The sequence below is a fragment of the Sulfitobacter sp. HI0129 genome (assembly GCF_001635395.1).
GTDB lineage: Bacteria > Pseudomonadota > Alphaproteobacteria > Rhodobacterales > Rhodobacteraceae > Sulfitobacter.
In genome coordinates, this window is record NZ_LWGH01000889.1 from 1 (window position 1) to 316 (window position 316).

Genomic DNA, 316 nt, shown 5'->3' on the forward strand with positions numbered 1-316 from the left:
GGAGGCCAAGGCCGCAAAGCGCCGTGAAGAGCTTTTGGCCACCATCCGGGCAGGGGGAACACAAACGTCACGCGCCGCCGAGTAAGCCTTTCGTCGGCGCGTCCCGGCCATCCTGCAAAGCGGCCATGGATCTCGGGCGCGAAGCCCCATATGACAGGGCGTAACCCGCAGCACCCCGTGCTGCGGGCAGGTGAAGGGCGGCATTGCGTCCGCGGATGACGGCAGAGGTCCGATGGCAGTTGGCATTTTCGATTCTGGTCTTGGGGGTCTGACCGTGTGGGAGGCCGTGCACGCGCGGCTGCCGGAAGTGGATTTC

At 65.8% G+C, this 316-nt stretch carries 1 pseudogene; it reads left to right on the top strand.

Annotated features, from left to right (window positions below):
- Positions 1-232: 232 nt before the first annotated feature.
- Positions 233-316 (top strand): annotated as a pseudogene (locus tag A3764_RS24880) (glutamate racemase); the annotation flags it as partial.